This is a genomic window from Burkholderia sp. MR1-5-21 (assembly GCF_053427715.1).
Genome location: NZ_JBSAXD010000015.1, coordinates 52,721 through 73,056 on the forward strand (window position 1 = coordinate 52,721; position 20,336 = coordinate 73,056).

Here is a 20,336-nt window from a genome sequence, read left to right on the forward strand (position 1 = left end):
GTCACGCGCATCGCACGGGCTGTGCGTTCGGCTCGTTCAACGCGATACGCTGCGCCGCCACGCGCCCGGCGAGCTGCCGAGCACCTTGACGAACACGCGGCTCAGATGGCTCTGGTCCGCGAAGCCGCACGCCGCGGCGATTTCGACGAGCGACATGTCGGTCGTCTCGATCAGTTGCCTCGCCTGCGTCACGCGCTGCTCGATCAGCCACTGGTGCGGCGTGCGGCCCGTCGTCCGCGAGAACGCGCGGATGAAATAGCCGCGCGACAGGTCGCATTCGTTCGCGACTTCCGCGATCGACACGCCGAGGTTGGCCTTTTCCATCAGGAGTTCCTTCGCGCGCGCCGTCTTCGCCGGCGACAGCACGCCCTTGCGGTGCAGTTCGCATTCGAGCGCGTTGCCATAGCGCCGCACGAGATGCGAGCCGATCGCGAGCCCCATCTGCTCGACGAACAGCGTCGTCAGCGGGCCCGGTTCCTCGAGGCTGTCGGCGACCGCATGCGCGAGATGGCCGAGCACCGGATCCTGCTGGTCGATCGCGCAGGTCAGGCCGCCGATCAGGGTGTCGCCGTAATCCTCGCCGAGGCGGTCGAGATACGGGCGCGACAGTTCCACGAGCACGAAATCGAATTCGCCGTACAGGTCGGCGCGGAAGTCTTCGGAAAAATCCCGGATGTAGATCGAGTCGTTTACGAACCGCTTTTCCGTTTGTCTCGTGCCGCGGAATAGCGTACGGCGGTGCCCGCCGTTCAGCGAAATGCCGATCAGGAAGCCGCGATCGCACGCGGGCATCACGATGCGTTCGAAATGCGCGTCGCGCATGCATTTGCGATAGAGCCTCAGGTCGCCTGCATTTCTTTCGATATCCTTACTCAGCATGCTCGGCGCGCATCCGAGCGTGTCTTTCGACGACGGCACGGTGGGCGCGATGACGGATGGAGGCATGTCGGAAGGTCCTTGTAAGGCGTGGGGCGAGAAATAATTGGTAATTAGTTTATACGGCCCTTGTGACTGCCCCAAGCCGATTGAACGAATTTCCGCTCTTTATCCGGTGAATTGCTCGGGCGCTGTGATGCACCCACCGGCTGTCGCCGCATGGAATCGGTTTCGTCGCGCGGCATCGCGTGAATGCGCTGCGCATTTTCCTTCAAGACACGCGTTTATACGGTGTTTACACTCCGCTCATATTTTGGGAATTGCGCGTCCGGCCCGCATGGGCAAGGGCGCCGACCTCGGCCACGTGAACCGCAGCGTTCGCATGGCCGCCATCAAGGGACGCCTGGAGGCAGCCATGATCCAGATCGGGACATTGTCAGTCGACTTCGAGCAACGCGACATTCGCCGGCAAGGCCTGTCGCTGCACGTCGGCGCGCGCGCGCTCGACATTCTTGAAGTGCTGCACCGGGCGAACGGTGCGGTCGTGTCGAAGGACGACATCATGGATGCCGTGTGGCCCGGCACGATCGTCGAGGAGAACCGGCTTCAGGTTCATGTCGCGGCGTTGCGCAAGCTGCTCGGCACGAGCCGGGACCTGATCAAGACCGTGCCGGGCAGGGGTTACGTGCTGGTGGGCGGCTCGCCTGCCGGCCGCCGCGCCGTGCAGCCGGTGGAGCCGGCCGAGGCGTCGCCCGGCGTGGAGCCGGGCGCGTCATCGACGCAGCTCATCGGGCGGCACGCGGAAACCCGGCAGATCGTCGACATGATCGACCGGACGCCCGTCGTCACGCTGGTCGGCGCCGGCGGCATCGGCAAGACGAGCCTCGCCGTCGAGGTCGCACACGACATCAGGCGCCGCACCGGCGAGACCGTCCATTTCGTCGAGCTGGCGCGCGCATCAACGCGCGACGACGTGTTGCGCACGCTGGCGAATGCGATCGGCATGGCGGCGGACGACGCGCCTGCGATCGACGGTCTTGCCGGCGCGATGGCGGCGTCGCCGTGTCTGCTCGTGCTCGACAACGCCGAGCACGTGATCGACCTGATCGCGAGCCTCGTGGAAACGCTCGCGGCGCGCACCGACCGGCTGCGCGTGCTCGTGACGAGCCGCGAGCCGCTCCATATCTCGGCCGAATGCGTCTTTCGCGTCAATCCGCTCGCGGTGCCCGGCGGCGACGCCACCGTCGACGAGATCGCCGGCTGCTCCGCCGTCGAGCTGTTCCTGTGCCGCACCCGCGCCGCGACGGCGGACTGCGTAATCGACGACAACGGCATCCGGCTGATCGGCGACATCTGCCGGCGCCTCGACGGCCTGCCGCTCGCGATCGAACTCGCGGCCGCGCGGGTGGCGACGCTCGGCATCGATGGCGTCGCGTCGCGTCTCGACGACCGGCTGAACCTGCTGACGGGCGGGCTGCGCTCCGCGCTCCCGCGCCATCAGGCGCTGCGCGCGACGTTCGACTGGAGCTACGTGCTGCTGGATTCCGCCGCACGGTCGCTGTTTCGCCGGATGGGATGCTTCATCGGCCCGTTCACGTTCGACGCGGTGCGCGCCGTGGCGCTGGAGCCCGGCGCGTCGATCGCCGAGATGATTTCCGGACTCGGCGAGCTGGTCGCGAAGTCGCTGCTGAACGTCGAATTCAGCGGCGCGAATGCCCAGTACCGGCTGACCGAATCGACGCGCGCGTATGCGCAGGAGAAGCTGCGCGACGAGGGCGAGCTCGAGCGCGTCGCCGTGCGCCATGCGCACTATGAGCACGTTGCGCGCGAGCAGGCTGGCGCGACGGCGCCGCTCGCGGCGGCGGGGATGGGGATGGACACCGCCCTTCGGCCGCCATCGGCCGACCAGCAGGAGCAGACGCCGGAACCGACGGTTCGCGACGCACCGGTGCACGACACGGAGCAGGCGATCGCGCTCGAACACGAGTGGCTGGCGCTGTCGCGGACGGACGAATGGTGCGCGCAGGCGAAACGCGCGCTCGACGAAATCGACGCGGGGTCGCCCGGCGCGTTCGACGCGGAAGGCGAAATGCGCTTGCGCGCCGCGTATGCGTCGGCGCTGTTGCATACGTCCGGCGACGTGCACACGGCCGCCGCGATGTGGGATCGAACGCTCGGATTGGCCCGCGGTGCCGGCAACGACGCGCTCGAGGCCTCCGCGTTGGCCGGGCAGTGGAACACGACGCTCGCGATGTCCGACATTCACGAGTCGCTTCGTTACGCGACACGCTTCGAGCGGGCGGCCGAGCGCAGCGGCAAGCGATCGCAGCGGCTGCTCGCGACCGCGATGGTGGCGACGTCGCTCCATTATTTCGGCGAGCATGCGCAGGCGCGCGAGCGGCTGGAAACGGCAACGGACGCGCTCGCCGACACCCGCGAGCCGATGCGCGCGGAGCTTGCGCTCGGCATCGACGCGGCGACGCTCGGCCGCACGATGCTCACGCGGCTCGTGTGGATGCAGGGCGAACCGGAGCATGCGATGCGGCTGGCCACGCAGGCGGTCGAGCTCGCGCGCCGGCGCAAGTCCGGATTGTCGCTGTGCATCGTGCTCGGCGCCGCCGCCGTGCCGATCGCGCTGCGCTACGGCGACCACGATGCGATCTCCGACTATCTCGCGACGATGCTGTCGGAGGCCGACGCGAACGGGTTCGACATCTGGCGCAGTCATGCGGAATGCCTCGCCGGCCAATTCGACATCCAGACCGGACACCCGGGAGCAGGGCTGGCGAGGCTGGAACCCGCGTTGCGGCGCGTCGAGGCAAGCGGATTCCACCGCCTGCTCGCGCCGCTGGTCGTCGCGTATGCGGAAGGGCTCGCGCGAACCGGGCGGGCGGTCGAGGCCTGCGCGAAGCTGGATGTGACGCTCGCGCGCTGCCGGGCGAGCGGCGAGCACCTGTTCCTGCCGGAGCTGCTGCGCGCGAAGGGGCTGGCGATGCTCGAGCGCGCGCGCAATGCGGACGAGGACGTGGCCGTTGCGTACGAAGCGGAAGCGCGCCGCCATCTGCACAGCGCGATCCATGCCGCGAACGAGCAGGGGGCCGGCATGTGGGCGCTGCGCGCGACGCTGGATCTTGCCGATTACCTGATCGAACGCGGGCGAACCTGCCAGGCGTCTTCGATGATTGCGAGCCTGGCCGGGCGCTTCGATCTCCAGTCGCGCGCGTACGACATTCGCCGGCTGGTGCGTCTGCGCAATTTCATTCGGGTGGATGATGCGCCGCCCGCGCATCGGCCGCGCGTGCGGATCGACGCCACGCACGACACGGTATCGGCTTGGGCCGGCGTCGCGCAGCAACTCGCGTGAATGCGTATCGTCGCCGGCAGGGGCCGGCACGCGTTCGTGAGCGCCGCGATGCACGCCGAAGCCGCGTCCATCCGGGGCGGGATTCGCTTGTTGTGACGCGCGCTTCAGGGCGCCGTCCGGGACGCATTACAACAAGCTTCACAACAATTCAGGCTCGCGCAAGGCATTTCGTCCGGCGCGGCACTATCGTCGTTGACGGAGGCCTGTGCCGGCTGCCGGCAAGCGGCACGTCCGGTTGCGCACAGCCGCCGCTGCGTCGTGCCTGCGCGATGCGTGACGCATCCGCGCGGCCTGGCCGGATCGGGGCGTCTCGCGACGTTCAAGGGGAAAAGCAATGGTCCGCGTATCGTCGACGGATAACAATCTTGCGCGCATCGTCCGCGACAGCCGGATACGCGCGCGCGCTGGTGCTTGCGCGGTCGCCGGCCGGTGCCGGACGTGAGCGGAGGCGTGCCGATGCATGACACGGCGGAACCGGCGCGGACGGCGGACCTCGTCGTCTACAACGGCAAGATTGCGACACAGGACGACAGGCGGTCGTTCGTCACTGCGCTCGCGGTGAAGGACGGCCGGATCGTCGCGTCCGGCAACGACCGCGAGGTCATGCGTCATGCGCGCGACGGCACGCCGCGCATCGACCTGCGCGGCCGCACGGTGATTCCGGGGCTGAACGATTCGCACCTGCATGTGATTCGCGGCGGGCTGAACTTCAACCTGGAGCTGCGCTGGGACGGCGTGCCGTCGCTCGCCGACGCGCTCGACATGCTGCGCCGCCAGGTCGCGCGCACGCCCGCGCCGCAATGGGTGCGCGTCGTCGGCGGCTGGAGCGAATTCCAGTTCGTCGAAAAACGCGGCCCCACGCTCGCCGAGCTCAACGACATCGCGCCCGGTACGCCGGTCTTCATCCTGCACCTGTACGACAGCGCGCTGCTCAACGCCGCCGCGCTGCGCGCGCTCGGCTACGACCGGGACACGCCGAACCCGCCCGGCGGCGAGATCCAGCGCGACCGGCACGGCAAGCCGACCGGGATGCTGATCGCGCGCCCGGACGCGGCGATCCTGAACGCAACGCTCGCGAAGGGGCCGAAGCTCGGCTACGACGACCAGATCAACTCGACCCGGCAATTCATGCGCGAGCTGAACCGTCTCGGCGTCACGAGCGCGATCGACGCGGGCGGCGACTATCACGCCTATCCGGACGATTACGCGGTGATCATGGATCTCGCGAAGCGCGGCGAGCTGACCGTGCGTATCGCTTACAACCTGTTCGCACAGAACGCGGAGCAGGAGATTGAAGACTTCGCGAAGTGGGTGACGTTGACGAAGCCCGGCGACGGCGACGCATTCCTGCGCGTGAACGGCGCGGGCGAGATGCTGGTGTTTTCCGCTGCGGACTTCGAGGACTTCCTGGAGCCGCGCCCCGACCTGCCCGCGTCGCTCGAGGAAGCGCTCACCGCGGTCGTGCGGCTGCTCGTGCAGCACCGCTGGCCGTTCCGGCTGCACGCGACCTACGACGAATCGATCGGCCGGTTCCTGAACGTGTTCGAGGCCGTCAACCGCGAGATTCCGTTCGACGGACTGCGCTGGTTCTTCGACCATTGCGAGACGATCTCCGACGCGAACATCGCGCGCATCGCCGCGCTCGGCGGCGGCGTCGCGGTGCAGCACCGGATGGCCTATCAGGGCGAGTATTTCGTTGCCCGCTACGGCGCGGAGGCCGCCACGCGCACGCCGCCGATCCGCGCGATGCTTGCGGCGGGGCTGCCGGTCGGCGCAGGCACCGACGCGACGCATGTCGCGAGCTACAACCCGTTCGTGTCGCTGTACTGGATGGTGTCCGGCCGCACGGTCGGCGGCACCGCGCTGTATCCGGAGCGCAACCGGCTCGACCGGATGGAGGCGCTGCGGCGCTACACGGTCGGCAGTGCGTGGTTCTCGAACGAGGACGACCGCAAGGGTGCGCTGGTGCCCGGCCAGTACGCAGATTTCGCGGCGCTGACGGACGACTACTTCACGGTCGACGAGCTGCAGATCAAGACCCTGTCGTCGGTGCTGACGGTGGTCAACGGCAAGGTCGTGCACGCGGACGACGAGTTCGCGCCGCTCGCGCCGCCGCCGCTGCCGGTCAGCCCCGCGTGGTCGCCGGTGGCCGAATTCGGCGGCTACAGCCGCTACCGGCCGATCGCGTCCGCAACGAAGCACGCCAACGTGGACGCTCAAGGCCACCTGCTCGCGTCGCGAGACTCCGCGCCCACGAGCGACGACAACAACTTCCGGGGTTCGCTCGACTGCAGCTGCTTTGCATGCTAGCGACCCGGACCGACGCACGCGGCCGCAGCAACGACGCGCGTGTCGGCTTTGCTTCAGACGATTTTTTGCCATGCCTCGCCGGCACGGAAGGAGACACGATGAACGATGCGCACCCGCGCACACCGGCAGACCAGGACGACGTGGCCGGCGTCCGCATTCCGCGCACACCTGTGGCGATCGCCGCCGTCGACGCGGCGTGCGCGTCGTTGCCGGGCATCGTCGTCGATCACGCGAGCAGGGTGTTCGTGCTCGCGTCGCTGGCCGCGCGGCGGGAAGGGTACACGTGCGATGCGGACGCGCTTTATGTCGCGGCGATGTACGCGAACATGGGACTGAGCGCCGCGTACTGCCGGTCGACCGAGCGCTACGAGCTCGACAGCGCGGATGCCGCGAGCGCGCTGCTGCTGCGTCATCGTGCGTCGCAGCGCATGCGGGACGACGTGTGGCGCGCGGTGGCGCTGCATACGACACCCGGCGTGTCGGCCCGCCTGTCGCCGCTCGCGCGCGTGCTGGCGGCTGCGGTGTCGACCGACCTGATGGCCACGGAGCTCGATGCGTACACGGCAGCCGAGCGCGACGCACTGCTTGCCGCCTATCCGCGCGGCCGCGGATTCCGGGAAGCGTTCCTCGAAGCGATCGCGCGGGGTGTCGCGCACCGTCCGGAGTCGACGTTCGGCACCTGGAGCGCGGACGTGCTCGCGCGGAGCGATCCGGATTTCCACCGGCCGAATTTCTGCGGACGGGTGCTGGGTGCGCGCTGGGAAGATGGTTAGGGCGTGCACGGACGTGTAGGGACACGTAGGGACGTATGGCAGGGCGCCGCGATTGCCGCGAACCCGGCCGTGTCGCGCGCGGGTCGTCCATGCGACGCGGCCGGCGCCACAGTGATCGGGTGCCGGCCGTACCGCCTGCCTGCGCTGCAACCGCGGCAACCACCACAGGCGACGAAATGCGACGAAATGCGTCGAAATCGCAGCCCGAGTGCTTACGCCGCCGCCCCCGCTTCGTCATGACGCGCGTAGTCGACGTAGCCTGCATGGTCGCCGCCATACCAGCCCACCGCCTGCGGCGCCGCGAGCGGCACATTCGCCGCGATACGCTCGACGAGATCCGGATTCGCGATGTACGCGCGTGCGAACGCGACGAGATCCGCGTCGCCTGCCGTGATCAGCGTGTTCGCGGCATCGGGCGAAATGCCGCCGTTGACGATCAGCGTGCCGCCGAACGACTTGCGCACGTTCTCGACGATGCGCGGCCGGTCGGGCTCGCCGCTCCAGCCGTTGGTATCCGCCGCGTGCACATACGCGACGCCGGCTTCGTCGAGCATGCGGCCGACATGCGCGTAGGTCGCGTCCGGATCCGCATCGCGCACGTTGTTGTATTTCGCGTACGGCGAGATGCGCACGCCGACCCGGCCCAACGGCATCACGCCGCCGACCGCATCGACGATCTCCTCGAGAAAGCGCACGCGGTTCGCGAGCGTGCCGCCGTAGCGGTCGTCGCGGCGGTTCAGCGTCGACGACAGGAACTGATGTGGCAGATAGCCGTTGGCCGCGTGGATCTCGACGCCGTCGAAGCCGGCCGCCTTCGCGTGAACGGCGCCGCGCCGGAATTCGTCGACGGCTTCGGCCACCTCGTCCGTCGTCATCGCGCGCGACGGCGTCGCATGGATCTTCGTGTAGTACCCGTTCTGCAACTGCGCCCAGACCTGCAGCTGTTCGAGGTCGTCGTTCACGCCGGACGGCGACAGCGGCGCCTGGCCGCCGAGCAGCGTCATCGAGCTGACCCGGCCGCCATGCCAGAGCTGCGCGAAGATCCGGCCGCCTTTCGCGTGCACCGCGTCGGTGATCTTCTTCCAGCCGGCGACCTGTTCGTCGGTGATCAGGCCCGGCGTGAGTTCGAACGACGCGGAGACCGGGCTCACGTTGGTCGCCTCGGTGACGATCAGGCCGGCCGACGCGCGCTGCGCGTAGTACTTCGCCATCAGTTCGGTCGGTTGGCCGCGGTGCGGCGCGCGCGAGCGGGTCATCGGTCCCATCACGACGCGGTTCGGCAATGCGAGACCGCGCAGGTCGTAGTCGCTGAGCAGGGTGGACATGGTGGTATTCCTTTCAAGTGAGGCAGGGCCGCGTCGCGGTTCTGTCCGGCAGCATGCGGGACGAGGCGGCAAGCCGTGCGGAAACATGGATCGAGTCAGGCGTGCCGGCAGCGTTTTCTTGCGCGCGGGAATCAGGCCGAACTCGCGGCCCGAACTCGCAGGCGCGAACCCGCGCGCGAACCGGTGCCGGCCCCGGTTCAAGCTTGTGCGTGACGCCGGGCGTGTGGGCGCCCGATCGCGAGGTAGTGCACGAGCGCGACGACCGGGAAGGCCGCGGCAACCACCGCGACGAGCGGCCAGCCGCCATGCTCGTACAGCGGGCTCGCGAGGGCCGAGCCGATCGCGCCGCCGACGAAGATGCTCGTCATGTAGAGCGCGTTCAGGCGATTGCGGCTTGCCGCGTGCAACGCATAGATCTCGCGCTGGCCGAGCACCATGTTCATCTGCACCGCGAAGTCGAGCACGATGCCGGTGACGACGAGGCCGTACAGGCCCGCGCCGTGAACCAGCCCCACTGCATACGCCAGCGCGCCCGCGACCAGCGCGATCAGCGTCGCGCGCACCGTGTGGCCGGCATCCGCGAGACGACCCGCGACCGGCGCCGACGTCGCGCCGATCGCGCCGACGAGGGCGAACAGCGCGATGGCCGACTGCGACAACCCGTAATGACGCATCAGTTCGACCGGCACCGCGGTCCAGAACAGGCTGAACGACGCGAACATCAGGCCCTGGTAGAACGCGCGATGACGCAGCACCGGCATCGTGCGCACGAGATGCAGCAGCGAACCGATCAGCTCGAAATAGGTCGCGCGGTGATCGGGCTGGCGCGGCGGAATCGTCAGCGCTAGCACGGCCGTGACGAGCGTCATCAGCACGGCGGCCGCCGCGAACACGAAGCGCCAGCCGAACGCGTCGGCGACCACGCTCGAGATCGGGCGGGCAAGCAGGACGCCGAGCAGCAGCCCGCTCATGATCGTGCCGACCACGCGGCCGCGCGAGTGATCCGGCGCGAGGTGCGCGGCGAGCGGGATCAGGATCTGCACGGCCACCGAGCTGAAGCCGATCAGCAGCGAAATCATCAGGAACAGGCCCGGCGTGTGCACGATCGCCGCGGCCGCGAGGCTCGCGATCGACAGCACGGCCGTCGTGATCATCAGCTTGCGGTTCTCGAGCAGGTCGCCGAGCGGCACGATGAAGAACAGGCCGATCGCATAGCCGATCTGCGTCAGCGACACGATGAGGCTCGCCATGTCGCTGGACATGTGCAGGCCGGGCGCGATCAGCTCGGTGATCGGCTGCGCGTAGTACAGGTTGGCGACGATCGCGCCGCAGCTGAACGCGAACAGCGCGATGAGCCCTTGCGTGAGCTTCGCGGTGTGCTCGCGGTGTGCCGCGTGCGAGGTTGAATGTGATGACATGGTCGACTCCTTGAATGAGGGGTTGCCCGGGGCGCCCGCCCGTCCGTCCGTTCCGGAGGGCGTGGCGATTGCGTGGCGTTGCGGCGCGAATCCAGTGCCTACCGCATTGCCGACAATCTTATTGATCGTGCGATAACATCGGAATGCGTTCGTTGCGCAATCGAGCATTGCGTTCCGCGCAAAGGGGTCGGATCGGCCGCTTGTCCGGCATTCATGCACCGCTCATGCAACCGTGCCGCCGAGGCGCGACCGCCAGTGGAAGCGGGGCCGAGCACGTTGAAGATCGCCTGCACGAACGGCGCGGCGGTCACGTCGCCCCGTCGCCCCGTCGCGACGGGAGGGGGCAGGCGCTAGCGCGCGCATTTCACGAGCTCGGCCGCCGCTTCGGCCGACAGCCGTCCCGATCCGGGCAGCGCGTGAGGCAGCGGGTTTGCGGCGCCGGCCGTTTCGACGCCACGGGCGACACGGCGCGATACGTTCCAGTCTGTCGGGCACCGACTGAAAAGTCCTAAAGGCCGCCTTAATTGAGTTGAGCTACGTTGCCGGCAGGTGGCGGCGCGCGTGCGCACGCGCATGGGCTGCGCGTGCGGCCAGCGCTTCGTCAGGAAGCGGGAAATGGCAGGACAGGCGAGTGCGGGTTATCTCGCCAAAATGCTTGCGCGCGGCCGGCGCGACGCGCGAGCGAAGCCAGACCGACAACTGCACATCACAATTTCGCCGTCGCGCACGTCTCGCGCATTGCCTCTCAGCTCCTCAACAGCTCATGGCATTGCGGCAGCGTTCGGCTATTCGCTGTAGTACGTCGTCGAACGTGCGATAACACGATTATTTCCATTGGGACATGCGCACATGACGATATCGCCGTCGAGTACACCGTGCGTACTGCCTACGCCCCACGTATTGGCCGTACCAACGATCGGCCCGTTCTGACCGCAACGGGCGCAGGATGCCGATCCCATGTGGTAAGCGTACGGTTGCCCATTGTCCAGATCAGAATCATCTCCGTCCAGCACTTGACCGCCAGTCGTCGTGAGATTTCCTTTCAGTGCCATTATCTTTGGCATGCCTGATCCTCCAGTTTCTCGGCAAAGCACCTGGTCCATTGGTGAGTTGGACTAGTATCGATCACGCGCAGCCTGCAGCATGCGCAGCCGAGTCTTCCCATCCGGCATGAAGTTTGTGCCGAAGCGCACCAAGCCTTCCCGGTGCAAATGACAGGCCATCGTGAAACTGATCAGCATGCCAGGCTCGGGCGGATGAATCTCGATTTCCACCTTCTTCAGCCGCGGCTCGTAGGTGAGCAAGGTCGCCTCGATCGCACGCTGCAGCTTGTGTGCCGAGGAAGGCAGATGCCGATAGATGTCCGACAGGTCGTCGATCCCATAGTCCGGAAGATGAGCAAGCGATCCACGCCGGCTGTTCAGGATGCGCTCGATGTTGTCGCGGACCGACAGGAAAACCTGTACCTCGGCTGCGTAATCGTCCACAGCCGAACCGTCCGCGAAGTGTCCAGTGATCCGCTCGAATAACCCGGGTCCGACCCACATCGTCCCTCTCCTTTATCGCGCGAGCTGGCCAATCGAGGCGATGAACCATCGATCGACCGCAAACCAGATGACGCCGAGTGCAATGCACGAGATCACCACCCACGTCAGCGGAGAAATGCGCAGCGGGCGGGCGCTGGCATGGCTCACCACGATCGGAGCGGGAACTGCATGGTTGCCTTCGGCCGCGCTCGTGCGTCCCAGGCGCTCGTCGATCGCGCGGACAAGCGCCGCGCGCGCCGTACCGCCGTTGACCGCAAACCGCCCGACGAACCCGAGCGACAGCACCGCCGCGAATATCGCGAGCAGCACGCGCGCCGGCTGAGGCTCACGCAAACGGCTCTCGATACGCCGCACCAGTTCCTCGCCGGCATCGTTGCTCGAGAAATGCTCCACCTGAAGCGGCTCGTGCTCCCAGTCATCGCGAGCTTTCCCCGTCAGGTGCCGCAATGCGGCCTCGTCGAGCAGCGCGCACTGTGCATAGAGCGCATCGTTGATCGCGTGATCCGGGAGGCCGCGCAAGCTCAACTCCGAGCGCAGTTGGGCGATTTGTGCGTTGCATTGATCGCGCAGCGCGTCGAACGACGGCTGTTCCCTGGTCAACGCGGTGACCGTGCGCGCCGTGTCGCGTAACGCGACAGGGAGCAGGGGAGAATCTGCGATGGTCACCGTACTCATGACGGCAGCACCGCATACAGTTCGAGCGACGCCTCAAGGATCGACACCGGCACATAGATCTGGCAGGCGTGCGCGTCGATCATCCGCTTGAACACGGCATCGTTGCTGTCCAGCGCGAAGTACTGGTTCTCGATCCGCATGGGAATCGCAGCCGGCAGCCGCGACATCGGCCGCAACGCGATGCCCGGCAGCGCGGAATTGACGATTTGCTCGACCTCGTCCGGTGCCCCCACCTTGCACAGACGCGGCAGATTCTCGATGAGGGCATGTGCCGGCATAGCCGCCTGCACTGACAGATAGTATTCCGCACCCTCGGTCAGTCGTTCGTCGTTGATCTGACCGCGCCACGTTGTAGCGCGCACGCGCTCCAGCGCAATCGGTACGACTCGGGACGGAATGACCGCATCGAGCAGCGTCCGAATCAAGGATTCGAGCTCGGCAAACATCGGTTCCGGTGAGCGGTGATCGTACAGCGGAATCGCCTGTAGCGACTCGTTGGTGGAGAACGTCAGCAGCGAGCCGGCCAGTCGGGCGAGCACTGCGTACAGTCGCTCAGGATGCTGATCCGGCGCCTGTACGAGGCGCGCGAGCTCGGGCCAGGTGCTATTGACGCTGTGCAGCAGCCAGAACAGCGCCACGTCGGACACGGCGAAGTCGGCAATCTGGTCCGAGCGCTCTTTGCGGCGCACCGCAAGACTGGCACTCTTGGCGGACAGAATCTCGGATAGTCGCTGCGCACGATGCATGAGGCGGTCGCTCGCGGACAGAAAGAGGCACGGCGGGACAAATGTCGTGTCGGGCTCGAAGCGACCTTGCGGGGTCCGCACGAGTCGCGCGACCGGACACGTCACGTAGTCGCCGCCCTGCTCGAAGTCGAACAGCAGCGCTACCACGTTACGTTCGACGCTGATTTCTTCCAGCCCATCGCCATTCAGATCGGCAACCTGCTTGTACTCGCGCGTCACGCGTCGAGGGCGGGCGGGCTTCTCGCCGGGTTCGGCGCAGTTGCCGCCCTGAGCATCCATCAGTGCCACGCCAGCCAGCACGGTCACGGTGTCCACCGTGGCAGGTACGTCGTCAAGACTGCGTGCCGCGGGAAGCCAGTCGGCGGTTTCGCTATCGATCAGCGTGCCGTCCGGCAGGCGCAGCGCGAGCGCCGTACATTGCAGGCGATTGACGCTCAGCGCCTGGTCGTCGAGCGCCACATGCACCGCACCCCAGGCGTCGGGGCTCGCGATGCGTGCAACCCGGTCGTGGACGTATTGTTCCCATATCGCCTGCTGCTGGAAGTGCTGCGGCGTCATGAAAATCCCCTTGGCCCACAGTGGTCTGGTTATCTTCATCTTATTGGTCGGTCTGGAATAAAAGTAGCTGTGCGAAATTACGCATCGGTTCGCATGTCACTGTTTCGCCTTCGGCATCTGCGAAACCAGGGAAAGGCCGATGTCGACGCCTTCGATCTGAAAGTGAGGCACGATAAACAGCTTGATGCGGAAGAAGCCCGGGTTGTCCTCGATATCCTCGACCGTTACCTTCGCCTCGCGAAGCGGGTGTGCAGCCTGAAGGTCGTCGCCCGGATCGGTCATTTCCGTGACGAGCGATTTGATCCAGGTATTCAGCTCAAGCTCGAGCAATCGTCTGTCCCGCGTCGTGCCGATGTTTTCGCGCTGGATCAGCTTCAGGTAGTGCGCGATGCGCGACAGCAGGAAAATGTACGGCAGACGCGCATTGATACGGCTATTGGCCGACGCATCGCGCGCATCGCAGGATCGCGGGCGCTGGGTTGAATGCGCCGAGAAAAAGCAGGTCTGGTCGTGATTGCTGGTGTACGAAAGCGGAATCAGGCCCATCTCGGCGAGTTCATTCTCGCGTGTATCAGAGATCAGTGCCTCTGTGGAAATCTTGCCGAGTTGTCCTGTACCGAGGTCATACTGATGTACGGGGATATCCTCGATCAGACCGCCCGCTTGTGGACCGCGAATCTGCACGCACCAGCCATTGCGCACAAAGCTGCGCACGATGTTGACCGCAAACGCGAATGCCGCGCTCGTCCACAGATACGCGCTTCGCCCGGACTCCCGCACATTCTCGGTGTAATTGAACGCACGCGCGGATACCGTATCGGGCCCGTAAGGCAATCGGGCGAGGAAACGCGGCATCGTCAGCGCGACATAGCGCGCATCCTCGGTTTCGCGGAAGCCTTTCCATTTCAGGTATTCGGCCCGATCGAACCAGATCGGCAGGTCGCGGATGCCTGCGACCGCCTCCATCGAAGGTTTGTCGAAGAAGGCCGGCGAGGCCGCACCGATGAACGGCATGTGAGCGGCCGCCGCGACTTTCGAGATATTGCGCAACAGAGCGATGTCCTGCGCACGATGATCGAATTCAAATGCCGAAATAATCGCGGCGACGGGCTGTCCGCCCGGCATGTCGTACTCGCCAACATAGGTCAACCGGAACAAGCCGCTCTGGATGATATCGGGCGCGTCTTCGAAGTCGTGATGGAGCGCTTCCTTCGAAACGTCCAGCACTTCAATTCTGACGTTTTGACGGAAATCGGTGCGATCGACCAGGAACTGCAGGCCGCGCCACGCCGATTCGAGCGCCTGAAATGCGGGGTGGTGCAGGATGGCATCGAGTTGTCGGCCGAGTTGCTCATCCAGGTCCGCCAGACACCAATCGAGCCAATCGGGATCCGCGCAGGTAATCGCATTCGAATTTGTTCGTGCAAGCGTGTCGGAAGCCGAGGCCGGTTTGGTGTACTGATCGCTTTGAAATCCTGAGCTCATCGGGTGTCGTATTGGGTATGGCCAGAAATCAGCGGAGAGCGACGTATAGCATGGGAATCATCTCAAAAACAGTGCATACGTGAACAACTGTTACGTTTCGACCAAATACAACAATCCGCTCGAATAATAGGAGCCCGAGCTTCCCGAGTCAGGGTGCGTGCGGCTATCGTTTGTCGCTCAATCCACGCATCGCACGCAAGCAACGATTCTGCCCATGACGGCAATGCGTAGCAGTGCTATCTGGACACGGGGTGAACAAAATTGGCCAGCCTGTTTGATGATGCGAAGCGGTTCGTGTCGAACCTGAGAGATGTATCGGGGTGTCAGACGTATTTCCTCGACGTGCCCGGCACCGACTCCGCGGCCGCGCTGTCGGTCGTGTCGGTTTTCGCGACCGAGCGGATGGGCGCGCCTACCGAGGTGCGCGTCGTGCTCACGCATCCGCTTCAGCTCGCACGCACCGAGTACCTGAATCGCGACGCGGCCTGCATGATCGTCCCCGACGACGGCGCGCCTCGCCGGTTCTCCGGCTTCATCGCCCGCTTCTCGACGCTGCAGACCACGCGTGACTTCACCAAGTACGAAATCGTCTTGAAGTCACGCTTCGCGCGTCTCGAGGCCGTCACCACTAGCCGCATCTACCAGCACCAGAGCACGCCGCAGATCATCGAGGCGGTGCTGCGCAGCCACGACCTCGAGGGCCACCAGTTCGCGTTTCGCCTGCGCCGCGAGTATCCGCAGCACCTGTTCCGTTTCCAGTACAAGACCGACGATCTGTCGTATGTGCAGATGCTGATGCAGAAGGCCGGCATCTACAGCTATATCGTCGAGACCGAGCATGGCGACCAGATCGTGTTCGCCGATGACGTCGATCACTACCTGTGGGATCCGCACCTGTCGATTCCTTATCGCGAGGTGGCCGGACTCGAGGCGGCCGGTGCCGAGGCGGTGACGGCGCTCAGGACGCACACGGTGACGGTGCCGCAGTCGTTCAGCGTGGCCGACTACAACCCCGAGCAGGCGTGGGAGCGCTTCAAGGATGAGGCCAACGTTGCGCCGCAGGATTCGACCACCTACGGCCAGCCGTATGTGTATGGCACGCATCACCTGGACCAGGCCGGCGCGAAATGGGAGGCGCAATTGCGCCACGAGGCGGCGATCGCGTGGCAGGTCGTGTACGAGGGCGAGAGCAATGTGGTGGCGCTGCAGGCCGGGCGCGTGCTGGACCTGGATACCACGCTGCCCGACGCCCCGGACGGGCAGGTGGTGATTGAGGTCACGCACACTGGCGCCCGTGACCAGGCCTACACGAACAGGTACAAAGCAATTCCGGCCAATCGGCGCTTCCGGCTCAAGCTCGAAGAGGAACGGTGGCCGAAGATCGCCGGCACGCTGAGCGCGCGGGTTGCGTCGCCGGACAAGTACAAGTACGCGTACCTGACGGCGGCCGGCTACTACACGGTGCGGTTCGACGTCGACTTTGCGGATTGGCCGTCGGGCGGGGAGAGCGTGCCGCTTCGGCTGGCCAAGCCGTTCGCGGGCAAGCTGCAGACGGGCTTTCATTTCCCGGCGCTGGACAATGACGAAGCGGTCGTTTCGTTCCGGGACGCGGACCCGGACAAGCCCGAGATCATCGGCTTCCATCACCACAGTCAAGCGCGCGACCTGGTGACGAACGACCGCCGCTGGCTGTCGCGCAACGTGATCCGCACGCAGTCGAACAACAAGCTGCGGATGGAGGACTGGGCCGGGCAGGAGGGCGTCAAGCTCAGCACCGAGCACTCGGGCAAGTCGCAGTTGAATCTCGGCTATCTGGTCGATCGGAAGCTGGAATATCGAGGCGAAGGCTTCGAACTCCGTAGTTCCGGTTATGGTGCGATCCGCGGCGGCAAGGGGTTGCTGATTTCCGCGGATGATCAGCCCAATGCGGAAGGCAAGCAACTCGATATGCAGGCGGCTTCGGCTCAGTTGAAAGAGGCGTTGCATTTGATGCAAGGCCTCGAGAAAGCTGCGCAAGCCGCCCAGGCGCAGGTCAACGCAGTCGACCAACAGCGACAGTTGCTTTCCCAAAAACTGGATCGTCTCCAGCGTGCCGTCCTGTTGGCAACCGCGCCCGCTGGTGTGGCTGTGACTAGCGGCGATCACCTGCAACTGTCAGCGAAGACGAATCTCACGGCAACCGCCCTCGACAGTGTCGATATCGGCGCTGGAAGGAATCTTTCGCTGTCGGCCGCTAACGCCGCATCGATTTTCGCGCAAAACGAAGGCGTCAAGGTTGTTGCCGCGAAAAGCGATATTCACGCCATCGCACATTCAGGGCAGGTGCTGATGACGGCCGCCAAGGACATGAAGCTGACCAGCGTCGATGGAGAACTTCATGCGTTCTCGCGCAACGCAGTCGTCATCTCGTCCGGTGGCGCCTATATCAAGCTCTCGGGCGGCAATATCGAACTGGGGTGCCCGGGGTCGATCATTTTCAAGCGTGCCGGTACGTTTGCGGAGGGGCCTGCAAGTTTGCACGAGGCCTATCCGCCGCTCAGCAACGCGGGACCGAACACGCGCAAGTTTGCGCTGCATTACGACGGTCATCCGGATGACCGGCTGTCCGGCTATCGGTATCGGCTCCATAAGGAGAACGGTAGCGTGATTGAAGGCGTAACCAATGACAAGGGCGAGACGAGCATGGCGCAAAGTGAAATCGCCGAGCTCGTCCGGATCGAAATTCTGGGGAGGGGCGATGCGTAAATGCTTCAACAAAATTTTGCGGTGCATCTTCGCATCAAGGAAGGCGTGGCAATGTCTCGCCGCGTTTGTTTTATGCGCGATGTTCGGCGCCACGTCTGCACAGAGCGAGACACCCGCGTTTCCCGACACGCTGAACCACACGGAATGGCGCTATGTTGGCGCGAGCTACGGCGGGGACGACGTCTATATCGACACGAAACGCTCCCGACGCGTCGATGACGACACCGGCGAGACGCTTGCGATCGTGCTGGTTAACCGGATGAATTGCGCCGATGGTCCCAAACCGGGGAGTCGCACAGCGGCGCGAACGCAATGCCTGAATGCGTTCGGCTACGCGTCCTACATTGTCGAGCACGTTTACTGGTGCGACGCCAAAGGCTCGCGCGCGCATGACGTGGGGACCTATTCGTCGATACTTTTCGACGACTATGACGGCAACGGGAAAATAATCCGCAAGGCGTCAGTTAAAGATCGGCCCGAGATGGACGTCATTGAACCGGACATGCCGTCGGTACGCGCGAGGGAATGGGTTTGCAAGAATCTCTCGTAGTGTTCGCGTGCAGCTCGGTTATTCATTCATGGCATCGACAGGGCGGGCGGCTCCGATGAATCGATATCTCGCGCGGGTTGTCTCGGCGCTTAGCCTCGTCTTGCTTACCGCGTGCTCATTGCTGATTCCGCCCGGCATTCCGTTGGGGAAGACCAATCCTGCTGCGATTGGCATCGTTAAGTTTTTGAACGGCGGGAGTCGTATGCGTGCTTTTGTATTAAATTCGGTGATCACTTTCTCTTTAGTAATTTCTGTCCTGCTTTTGAATGGCTGCTCCCCGGCGATGCTGATGGCCGGGGGATCATCCTCCCGCGCCACAAAGGAAGAAAAAATAGCCTGGAAAGCAGCAAGAGAACACAATGCTGCGCTGCTGCATCAGATGGTTGAGAGATACGACCCTCAAGCTTTGGCAGGCGATCCTTCCGCCCAGCTGAATATGGCGCGTGTTTGGCATCACCAATACAGACTCCATATCAGCGACAGTGCCTTCACGAAACCATCATTCAGGCCGAGTTTCGACGAAGAAGTACAGAAAAACGCGCAGCCGCTTCTGGACAAATCCAATGAATATTTGAACAAGGCCATTGCTGCTGGCTATCCGCCCGCCATGACTTACTCAGTTTGTCGCGGGGGTAAGCTGGAGAGCAACCGCGGGCGACCCAAGACTGCGGCTGATCTGGCGATGCTGAAACAGGCCGCTGCACTGGGTGAGCCACATGCCCAGTATTTGCTGGCGATGTACGAATATCGGAACGCGTCCAACGAGGATCGGACGATGCTGCCCCCCGCAATCACTCAACTGCTTCTTGATGCATCGGAGGGGGGAGATTTTAAGGCAACGAAACATCTCTACTTTAGGCTCGCGCGTAAGGGGGCTCGGGACGTCGCCGGAGTCGACCTACCAGAAGACATACAGCAGGAAATTATCAAAAGATATGAAAAAGGCTCTGCCGTGGAGCATCTTCAAACAAACGCAAATAATGTGTGCAAGGACGATTTTTATTAACTCCGTTCAAACAAGTTGGCACAACAACAGTCATCGCAGGGTGGCGGCCGAGGATTTTGGTATATGAACGACAGCTTCTGAGAAAACTCACTGGCCGCAACGGGTCGTATGGCGACGTCCGCAAGCAACTGCCTGTGGCTTGCCGATCGCGGCCCGGCGCCTCGTCTCAACCGCAAATCTTCGATTTGCCGGGTCGTGTTAGCGACTCTTGGCAACAGAACTGGAATTCAGATGAATCGATATTTCTTGCTTGCTGTTTCGGCATTAAGCCTTACGTTGCTCACCGCGTGCTCCTTGCTGATTCCGCCCGGCATTCCGTCGGGGATGACCAATCCTGCTGCCAGAGGAACGCCGATCTCCTCCTATCCGGAACGCTTGGTTTATCGAATCGATGATCATCGTTACATCACGATTCAAGGCAGCCGTAACTGTGCAGGGATGATCTGGTACTACGACACGCGTCTCGGTGTACGCACCGACGTTGCGGCAACAGGGTTGACCTTGGGCAGCGGTGCATTTCACGGGTACTACGCGGTCAATTCGGAATACGTGGTAATACCGGCGATCGCATTTTCTCAGATGAGTGGCCCGTTGCTCTACATCTATTACTCACGTGATGGTGGACGTACATTCAAGTCGTTCCTGTGGGGTGGGGATAGCGCAGACGACAATGTGGTCGTGTTGAATGGAGAAGATCTGTATGTTGGCCGAAGGTCAGGTGCACCTAAGGGAATGCGCGGGGCACTGTACTTGGCATACCGCTACGATCTAAGTCGTGATATATCAGTTGGCGATGACCGGCTTGTAGTCAACTCCGAAGAGGCGAGGATTGATCCGCGTCAAGTTCCCCTATCCATTAGATCTCCTTCTGGGGTAACTAGATGGACTTGCGATGCATTGGTGGATTCGCAATCGATTCGTAGTGGTGTGCCAAACAAATAACATTGTTGAGTTAATG

The 20,336-nt window shown here is 64.2% G+C and carries 15 protein-coding genes; 7 read left to right on the forward strand and 8 right to left on the reverse strand.

Translation table 11 applies throughout. The annotated features are described in order from the left end of the window. Positions 1–36: 36 nt before the first annotated feature. Positions 37–945, reverse strand: a complete 909-nt coding sequence (locus ACV229_RS20925; protein ID WP_448085008.1) for a helix-turn-helix domain-containing protein — start codon at positions 943–945, stop codon at positions 37–39. A gap of 346 nt (positions 946–1,291) precedes the next feature. On the opposite strand from ACV229_RS20925, the gene ACV229_RS20930 reads away from it, so the two are divergent. The 3 genes from ACV229_RS20930 to ACV229_RS20940 all read left to right on the forward strand — a co-directional run bounded on the left by ACV229_RS20930 (position 1,292) and on the right by ACV229_RS20940 (position 7,323). Further along, positions 1,292–4,240 (forward strand): ATP-binding protein, encoded by a 2,949-nt coding sequence (locus tag ACV229_RS20930; RefSeq protein WP_448085132.1) that lies wholly within the window; start codon positions 1,292–1,294, stop codon positions 4,238–4,240. A gap of 456 nt (positions 4,241–4,696) precedes the next feature. Beyond that, the gene (locus tag ACV229_RS20935; protein WP_448085009.1) at positions 4,697–6,550 is read left to right on the forward strand and encodes an amidohydrolase; all 1,854 of its coding nucleotides are present in this window, start codon (positions 4,697–4,699) and stop codon (positions 6,548–6,550) included. A 98-nt stretch (positions 6,551–6,648) separates the two neighbouring features. Further along, positions 6,649–7,323, forward strand: a complete 675-nt coding sequence (locus tag ACV229_RS20940; protein WP_448085010.1) for a phosphohydrolase — start codon at positions 6,649–6,651, stop codon at positions 7,321–7,323. A 212-nt stretch (positions 7,324–7,535) separates the two neighbouring features. On the opposite strand, the gene ACV229_RS20945 is transcribed toward ACV229_RS20940, so the two are convergent. The 7 genes from ACV229_RS20945 to tssC all read right to left on the reverse strand — a co-directional run bounded on the left by ACV229_RS20945 (position 7,536) and on the right by tssC (position 15,077). After that, complete coding sequence (locus ACV229_RS20945) at positions 7,536–8,648, reverse strand: alkene reductase (RefSeq protein WP_448085011.1); 1,113 nt, start codon at positions 8,646–8,648, stop codon at positions 7,536–7,538. A 197-nt stretch (positions 8,649–8,845) separates the two neighbouring features. Then, complete coding sequence (locus ACV229_RS20950; RefSeq protein ID WP_448085012.1) at positions 8,846–10,066, reverse strand: MFS transporter; 1,221 nt, start codon at positions 10,064–10,066, stop codon at positions 8,846–8,848. Between the two features lie 785 nt (positions 10,067–10,851). Then, complete coding sequence (locus ACV229_RS20955) at positions 10,852–11,169, reverse strand: PAAR domain-containing protein (protein ID WP_448085013.1); 318 nt, start codon at positions 11,167–11,169, stop codon at positions 10,852–10,854. 12 nt (positions 11,170–11,181) lie between these two features. Further along, the gene (tssE, locus tag ACV229_RS20960) at positions 11,182–11,613 is read right to left on the reverse strand and encodes a type VI secretion system baseplate subunit TssE (RefSeq protein WP_448085014.1); all 432 of its coding nucleotides are present in this window, start codon (positions 11,611–11,613) and stop codon (positions 11,182–11,184) included. Positions 11,614–11,625: 12 nt separating this feature from the next. Further along, complete coding sequence (locus tag ACV229_RS20965) at positions 11,626–12,288, reverse strand: DotU/TssL family secretion system protein (protein ID WP_448085015.1); 663 nt, start codon at positions 12,286–12,288, stop codon at positions 11,626–11,628. Further along, on the reverse strand, positions 12,285–13,631 hold the full coding sequence (gene tssK / locus ACV229_RS20970) for a type VI secretion system baseplate subunit TssK (protein WP_448085016.1): 1,347 nt from the start codon (positions 13,629–13,631) through the stop codon (positions 12,285–12,287). The genes ACV229_RS20965 and tssK overlap by 4 nt, the downstream gene beginning before the upstream one ends. A gap of 57 nt (positions 13,632–13,688) precedes the next feature. Next, positions 13,689–15,077 (reverse strand): type VI secretion system contractile sheath large subunit, encoded by a 1,389-nt coding sequence (tssC, locus tag ACV229_RS20975; protein ID WP_448085017.1) that lies wholly within the window; start codon positions 15,075–15,077, stop codon positions 13,689–13,691. Between the two features lie 261 nt (positions 15,078–15,338). On the opposite strand from tssC, the gene ACV229_RS20980 reads away from it, so the two are divergent. From ACV229_RS20980 to ACV229_RS20995, 4 genes are all read left to right on the forward strand, one after another. Continuing rightward, complete coding sequence (locus ACV229_RS20980) at positions 15,339–17,822, forward strand: type VI secretion system Vgr family protein (RefSeq protein ID WP_448085018.1); 2,484 nt, start codon at positions 15,339–15,341, stop codon at positions 17,820–17,822. Next, positions 17,815–18,372 carry a hypothetical protein gene (locus ACV229_RS20985; RefSeq protein WP_448085019.1) on the forward strand — a complete coding sequence of 186 codons (558 nt, stop codon included), beginning with the start codon at positions 17,815–17,817 and terminating at the stop codon, positions 18,370–18,372. The genes ACV229_RS20980 and ACV229_RS20985 overlap by 8 nt, the downstream gene beginning before the upstream one ends. A 55-nt stretch (positions 18,373–18,427) precedes the next feature. Then, positions 18,428–19,378 carry a hypothetical protein gene (locus ACV229_RS20990; protein WP_448085020.1) on the forward strand — a complete coding sequence of 317 codons (951 nt, stop codon included), beginning with the start codon at positions 18,428–18,430 and terminating at the stop codon, positions 19,376–19,378. A gap of 231 nt (positions 19,379–19,609) precedes the next feature. After that, on the forward strand, positions 19,610–20,320 hold the full coding sequence (locus tag ACV229_RS20995) for a T6SS immunity protein Tli3 family protein (protein WP_448085021.1): 711 nt from the start codon (positions 19,610–19,612) through the stop codon (positions 20,318–20,320). The last annotated feature ends 16 nt before the right edge of the window (positions 20,321–20,336 follow it).